Genomic DNA, 5,483 nt, shown 5'->3' on the forward strand with positions numbered 1-5,483 from the left:
TAACTGGCTCACCGAGCGAACTGAACAAATCTCCATTCGCCCCAAATCCATTACCGATCGCCGTCTCACCCTGACCGGCCAAAACTTCCGCTGGCTGGTGCTGGGATCGACGGTACTGCTGCCGCTGGTGGCGTTGGGAGCAGGGGCTGTGCTCTGGTGGCAAAGGCGGTAGGGCCGAAGGAGGGCAAGCATGTTCAAGCGCAGCACCTGGATTCTTTTGGGCTTGGCAGTGGCTGCTCTGCTGGGGTATTTCCTCTTCGATAACTTCCAGCAACTGCGGCAGCAGCAGCAGGCGGAGCGGGCGCGGCTCTTTCGCTTTGCCCCCGACACCATTGCCCGCATCGAGATCCGCCAACAGAAAGACAGCCAGCCAGAAGTTATCCTGCTGGAGCGGGCCCCAGAAGGAGAAGAGGGATCCCGTTGGCGCATCCGCCAGCCCATCCAGTCAGCGGCGCTGGACTTCCCGGTGGAGCAACTTCTCAACACCTTCTCCCGCCTCACGCCTCAAATCACGCTGGAAGGGGCCGAGGATTTGGGGGCTTTCGGCCTGGATCAGCCGCGCCACCAGATTGCCCTCTTCCCCAAAGAAGGGGATCCCTACCGTCTGGCCATCGGCAACGACAACTTCGATGGCTCCGGCTTCTACGCTCAGCCAGAAGGCGGAGAGGTTGTGCTCTTGGCCAGCGCCCAGAAGGGATCCCTGCTCCCCTCCCTGCTGGCTTTGCGGGACAAGACTCTGCTGCGTTTCGAGACGGCGGCAGTGAAGTCTCTGCAGGTGCAGTTGGCCGAGGCGGATCCAGAGGTTGTTCGTTTGCAGCGGCAAGAAGATACTTGGCAGATCGTTGAGCCCAGGGAGCTGCCCGCCGATGACCTCAACGTCGATCGCCTGCTCAACACCTTATCCCGCCTGCAGGCGGTGGAGTTCCCGGCTGAAACCAAGGCGGAGCTGGCTCCTTATGGTCTGGAGAAGCCTTCTGCTCAGCTAAGCGTTGAGCTCAAAGACGGCAAAACCCTGAGCGTGGCCTTGGGATCGGAAAAAGACGGTCAAGTCTATGTCATCACCTCCGAGAACCCGGCAGTGGCTACCCTCCTCACCACTACTGCTGACATCCTTCGCCCCGACCTCGAGGAGTTGCGGGATCACCGCCTTGCTCACCTCAACCCCAACCAGGTGGGTCAAGTCACCCTGGAATCCCAAGGAGAGCGGGTTACCCTCAACCCCCTGCCCCAGGAGAAGGGATCCCTGGAGCTGCGCTGGGAAAATCCGGAGCGACCGGGCCAGCCTGTAAATCTCAGCTCTCTCTTCTCCAGCCTCAACGCCGCCCGCGCCAAGGAGTTCGTGCCGGAAACGGATCCCGACGCCCAAAAAGCCCTGGCCGAGCCGGATCTGAAGCTGACCTTTGAGCCCAAGCCCGACACAGATCAGGAGCCCTTGACTCTACGCTTGACCTCCTCCGGCCTGCGCGCCTACGCCCAAAGCAGCCGCCAGCCGGATGTTGCTGTCATCGACCTGAGCACCTTCAACAGCATAGAAACGGAGGTTAAGCGTCTCCTGGAGACCACCACTGAGGAGGAAAGCCAGCCAGAGAGCTCCCCTCCCACCGCCTCTCCCCAAAGTCCTTAAGCGGGGGTAGCCGCTTGCTTCTCCTGCGGTTGGGATCCCTTTCTCAAAGCTTCCCCCTGAATGGTGAGCACCGAGCAGGGAGCACGGTGGAGCACGTAATTGCTGACGCTGCCTAGGAACAGCTCGCTCAAGCCGGAGTGGCCGCGGCGGCCCACCACGATTAGATCCGCATTCCAAGAGCGGGCCAAGTCGCAGATAACCCGACCGGGGTTGCCATAGTGGAGGTTGTACTCAGCAGGGATCCCCTGCTCAGCCGCTTTCTCCACCAGCGAGCGCAGGTAGTCTATTTGGTTTTGCTCGAAGATGGCGCACTGCTCCCGATAAGACTGCCATAGCTCAGCACTGATGGTGGAGCTGTAATCTACACCTAGAATCATGGGTGGCTCTGGAGCTCCGGGCTCTTCCTGAGACAGGACATGGAGGATCATCATGCTGGCCTGCATGGCCTTCGCCACCTGGACGGCCCGCTGAAATACCCCTTCGCTCAGCTCCGACCGATCCACCGCCACCAAAATCCTGCTGAACATACCGACTTCCTCCAAATGGCTAACAGATGGGCAAAAGAAAGACAAGGTTTGACTTCGGTTTCGACTCCAAGTTCCTCTTTTCTTTGCCCTCATCTATCTGTGTTGTAGAAGATCTGGGCGAGAAAACCGCGGGCATCTCGGATGACCTGTCGGGTTGGCAATGAAAGTTCAGAGATCTTGACACAGGTCAGAACGCATCGTCCTGGGCCGCTCACTCCAACACCGCCTGCAGCGCCTCGGCTTGCTCTTGCCAGACTTGGTCGAGGGGAGTGCCCCGCAGGAGTTCCAGCGTCAGAGTGGGGATCTGCCGTTCCTGTCCCGCCCAGGTGCCCAGTGAGCCAGGGGTGGGATAGCCAATGTCGTCCGTTACCGGCAGGCCATTGTGAGCGGCCATCGCCTGGGCCAGCTCGAGAGCAGGGCCGTTGTAATTTACGCAGGGATTGCTTTGGCAGGAGTGGGCAGAAAGGATAAACTGAGGCCGAATCTGGGCCAAACTTGCCAACAACGCCTGTGTCTCGGGCTCGGAGCCTGGGGCTGGCCCCGGCGGATAGCGAGCTTCCAAAGAGGCCGCAACCCAATCTTGCGTGGGCAGATTGCGGTTAAGATCCACGCCGTTGGCATTGAGCCGTTGCCCCAGGGCACAGCCATCCGGGTTCAGACGGGGGATCGCCCAAGGCGCAGCCTTGCTCTCCAAGGATCCCCATTTCCCAGAAGCCAGGTAGCGCTCGATTAAGCCGTAGCCCTCCATCTCATCCCCATGTACCCCACCGATTAGCAGGAACGAGCGAATCCCGCGGGTGAGCTGCCAGAGGTGGATGGGGCGCCTTTGCAGAGGGTAGCCAAGCACATGCGGGGAGCCCGAGGGTTGAGCAGCGGCGGATTCTTGAGACCTGATGAGAGAGGCTATCCCCAGTCCCTAGAAGGGGATCTCATCCGGGTTCGGCAGAGAGGCGACATCCCCTTCGGACGACTTCAAGCTTGTGGACTCACCTGTCGCCGACAGAGAGAGAACCTGTGCGGATCCCAGTTGATGGATGCGGCGGGCGGTGATCTCCGCCTGCTTTTCCTTGCGCCCATCTCGCTCCACCACGTTCATGTGCAGTTGGCCCTCCACCGTGATGTGGTCGCCGACGTGGCAAGTATCTACGACCCGCTGGGCCAGCTCTCCAAAGGAAGCAACCCGCACTTGGTACGGTGGCTCCTCCGGGCGCAAGCTGGGGAAGCGCAGCACCAGCGAGGTAACGGCCAAGTTGTCGGGAGTGTAGCGCAGCTCCGGCTCGCTCGCCACTTCCCCCATCAAGACAATCGAGTTCATGACAAAGCTATTGAAAGGCTATCAGGGCGTTAAAAGAAGGCAGCTCAAGTACTTCTACCATGCCTCCAGACCGCGATCCCGTCAACCTAATCCAAGCGCAGAGTCATGTAGCGCAGTATGCTCTCGTTGATGCGCAGATTTTTCTCCCAGGTGGCTACTGCCCTTGGCTCGGCCTCGTAGTTGAACTGGATGTACAGGCCTTCCTTAAACTTTTTCATCTCAAACCCAGCAAAGCGGCGCTTGCCTCTGTTGGTAATTTCCAGGCCGGTCGCCCCGTTTTCTCGTAGAAGCGACTCCTGCTCGGTGAGGAGTTGTTGCAGGGGTTCGTCCGAGATGTCGGGGCGCACGATCAGCATCGTCTCGTAGGCGCGGGGCATGGAAGCCAGTTCTCCTTGGGAATCCAAATCAAAAGAAGCAGTAAACCATCCTAGCTTCTCCTTGTGACAACCGAAAAGGGCCACAGCTCAATTCTCCGCCCCTCTACAGCGACCAAAGCGGGTGGGCCTCTTCACAAGAGGGGATCCGTTGTCCGATACAATAGGGGATGCTTCGATAGCCGCCGGTTGGCTTAGCCAAGACACTCTCAGTCGATATCTGGGGTTCCAAGCATGAGCGCAGATGAAGTTTACAGCCGTGTTCGCAAGATCGTGTCCGATCAACTGGGCGTAGAGGACGACAAAGTGACCCTGGAAGCCAATTTCCAGAACGACCTAGGAGCCGACAGCCTCGATACGGTAGAGCTGGTCATGGCGTTTGAGGAGGAATTCGATCTGGAAATCCCCGATGAAGATGCGGAGGGCATCGCCACCGTGCAGGATGCCGTCAACTATATCCTCTCCAAGAAAGCTGCCTAAGCTGGGAGAGGGGGTAGGCCTCCCCCTTCCTCCTGGAGGGGGAGTGCTAAGGAAGAGTACTCACGGTTGTCTATGGATCCTGCCGCCGCTCCTATGTCCGTCCCGCCCAACTCCCAGCGTCGCGTTGTGATCACGGGGCTGGGGGCGATAACCCCCCTTGGCAATTCTTCCGCCGAGTTTTGGCAGAGCTTGTTGGCAGGGCGATCTGGCATTGGGCCGATTACCCACTTCGACGCCTCCCGCCACGAGTGCCGCATTGCCGGGGAGGTGAAGGGCTTTGATCCCCTCGACTACCTGGATCGCAAGGACGTCAAGCGCACTGACCGCTTCGTCCATCTGGCATTGGCTGCCACCCAACAAGCGCTGGAGGACGCCCAATTTCGCATTACCGATCTCAACGCCGAGCAGGTGGGGGTAATCTTGGGTACTGGCATTGGCGGCATCCGGGTCTTGGAAGAGCAGCAGACCATCTACTTGCAAAAAGGGCCGGATCGCTGCAGCCCCTTCATGGTACCGATGATGATTGCCAATATGGCGGCGGGCCATGTGGCCATTCACTTTGGCGCCAAGGGGCCCAATTCCTGCACGGTGACGGCCTGTGCTTCCGGCTCCAACGCCATTGGCGATGCCTTTCGGCTTATCCAGCGGGGGGAAGTGCAGGTGGCCATTACAGGGGGCACAGAAGCGGCAGTGACTCCCCTGTCGGTGGCTGGCTTCAGCGCCATGAAGGCCCTTTCCACCCGCAATGAGGCTCCTGAGCAGGCCTGCCGGCCCTTTGACCGGGATCGGGATGGCTTTGTGATGGGAGAGGGAGCGGGGATCCTCCTGCTGGAGGAGCTGGAACATGCCCGCGCCCGCGGTGCCAAGATCTACGCCGAGATCGTCGGCTACGGCCTTACCTGTGATGCCCACCACATCACCAACCCCGCTCCCGGCGGCGAGGGCGCTGCCCGCGCAATGCGGCTAGCCCTCAAAGATGCAGGGATCCGGCCAGAAGAGGTGCAGCACATCAACGCCCATGCCACCAGCACGCCTGTGGGGGATGTTGCCGAGGTGCAGGCCATCAGGGCAGTTTTCGGCGAGCATGCCCCTCGCCTGGCCATCAGCGCCACCAAGTCCATGACCGGTCACCTCTTGGGGGGGGCAGGCGGCATTGCCACGGT

At 60.1% G+C, this 5,483-nt stretch carries 7 protein-coding genes; 3 read left to right on the forward strand and 4 right to left on the reverse strand.

From position 1 onward, the window contains the following. Positions 1 to 190 precede the first annotated feature (190 nt). Positions 191 to 1,624, forward strand: a complete 1,434-nt coding sequence (locus tag NW835_RS11705; RefSeq protein ID WP_414415370.1) for a DUF4340 domain-containing protein — start codon at positions 191 to 193, stop codon at positions 1,622 to 1,624. Here the strand turns inward: NW835_RS11705 and NW835_RS11710 are convergent. The 4 genes from NW835_RS11710 to rpsF form a co-directional block, all read right to left on the reverse strand. Continuing rightward, positions 1,621 to 2,151: a universal stress protein gene (locus NW835_RS11710; protein ID WP_414365129.1), complete on the reverse strand. Its 531-nt coding sequence runs from the start codon at positions 2,149 to 2,151 to the stop codon at positions 1,621 to 1,623. The genes NW835_RS11705 and NW835_RS11710 overlap by 4 nt on opposite strands. A 211-nt stretch (positions 2,152 to 2,362) precedes the next feature. Next, on the reverse strand, positions 2,363 to 2,998 hold the full coding sequence (locus tag NW835_RS11715; protein WP_414415371.1) for a M14 family zinc carboxypeptidase: 636 nt from the start codon (positions 2,996 to 2,998) through the stop codon (positions 2,363 to 2,365). Positions 2,999 to 3,067: 69 nt separating this feature from the next. Then, a complete protein-coding gene (locus NW835_RS11720; protein ID WP_414365133.1) occupies positions 3,068 to 3,466 on the reverse strand; it encodes a single-stranded DNA-binding protein in 399 nt (132 codons plus the stop codon). 86 nt (positions 3,467 to 3,552) lie between these two features. Further along, positions 3,553 to 3,927, reverse strand: a complete 375-nt coding sequence (gene rpsF, locus NW835_RS11725; RefSeq protein WP_414415372.1) for a 30S ribosomal protein S6 — start codon at positions 3,925 to 3,927, stop codon at positions 3,553 to 3,555. 147 nt (positions 3,928 to 4,074) lie between these two features. On the opposite strand from rpsF, the gene NW835_RS11730 reads away from it, so the two are divergent. Beyond that, positions 4,075 to 4,320, forward strand: coding sequence for an acyl carrier protein (locus NW835_RS11730; protein WP_011431644.1), 246 nt, complete (start codon positions 4,075 to 4,077; stop codon positions 4,318 to 4,320). Between the two features lie 93 nt (positions 4,321 to 4,413). Further along, positions 4,414 to 5,483: beta-ketoacyl-ACP synthase II (fabF, locus tag NW835_RS11735; RefSeq protein ID WP_414415373.1), on the forward strand; the 1,070-nt coding region annotated here is incomplete at its 3' end.

The sequence above is a fragment of the Synechococcus sp. OH2 genome, assembly GCF_047462155.1.
Classification (GTDB): domain Bacteria; phylum Cyanobacteriota; class Cyanobacteriia; order Thermostichales; family Thermostichaceae; genus Thermostichus.

Bases quoted from the DNA above. Each gene is read 5' to 3' on its own strand.
- NW835_RS11705 (WP_414415370.1), top strand. From the start codon at position 191: ATGTTCAAGCGCAGCACCTGGATTCTTTTGGGCTTGGCAGTGGCTGCT.
- NW835_RS11720 (WP_414365133.1), bottom strand. From the start codon at position 3,466: ATGAACTCGATTGTCTTGATGGGGGAAGTGGCGAGCGAGCCGGAGCTG.
- NW835_RS11710 (WP_414365129.1), bottom strand. From the start codon at position 2,151: ATGTTCAGCAGGATTTTGGTGGCGGTGGATCGGTCGGAGCTGAGCGAA.
- NW835_RS11730 (WP_011431644.1), top strand. From the start codon at position 4,075: ATGAGCGCAGATGAAGTTTACAGCCGTGTTCGCAAGATCGTGTCCGAT.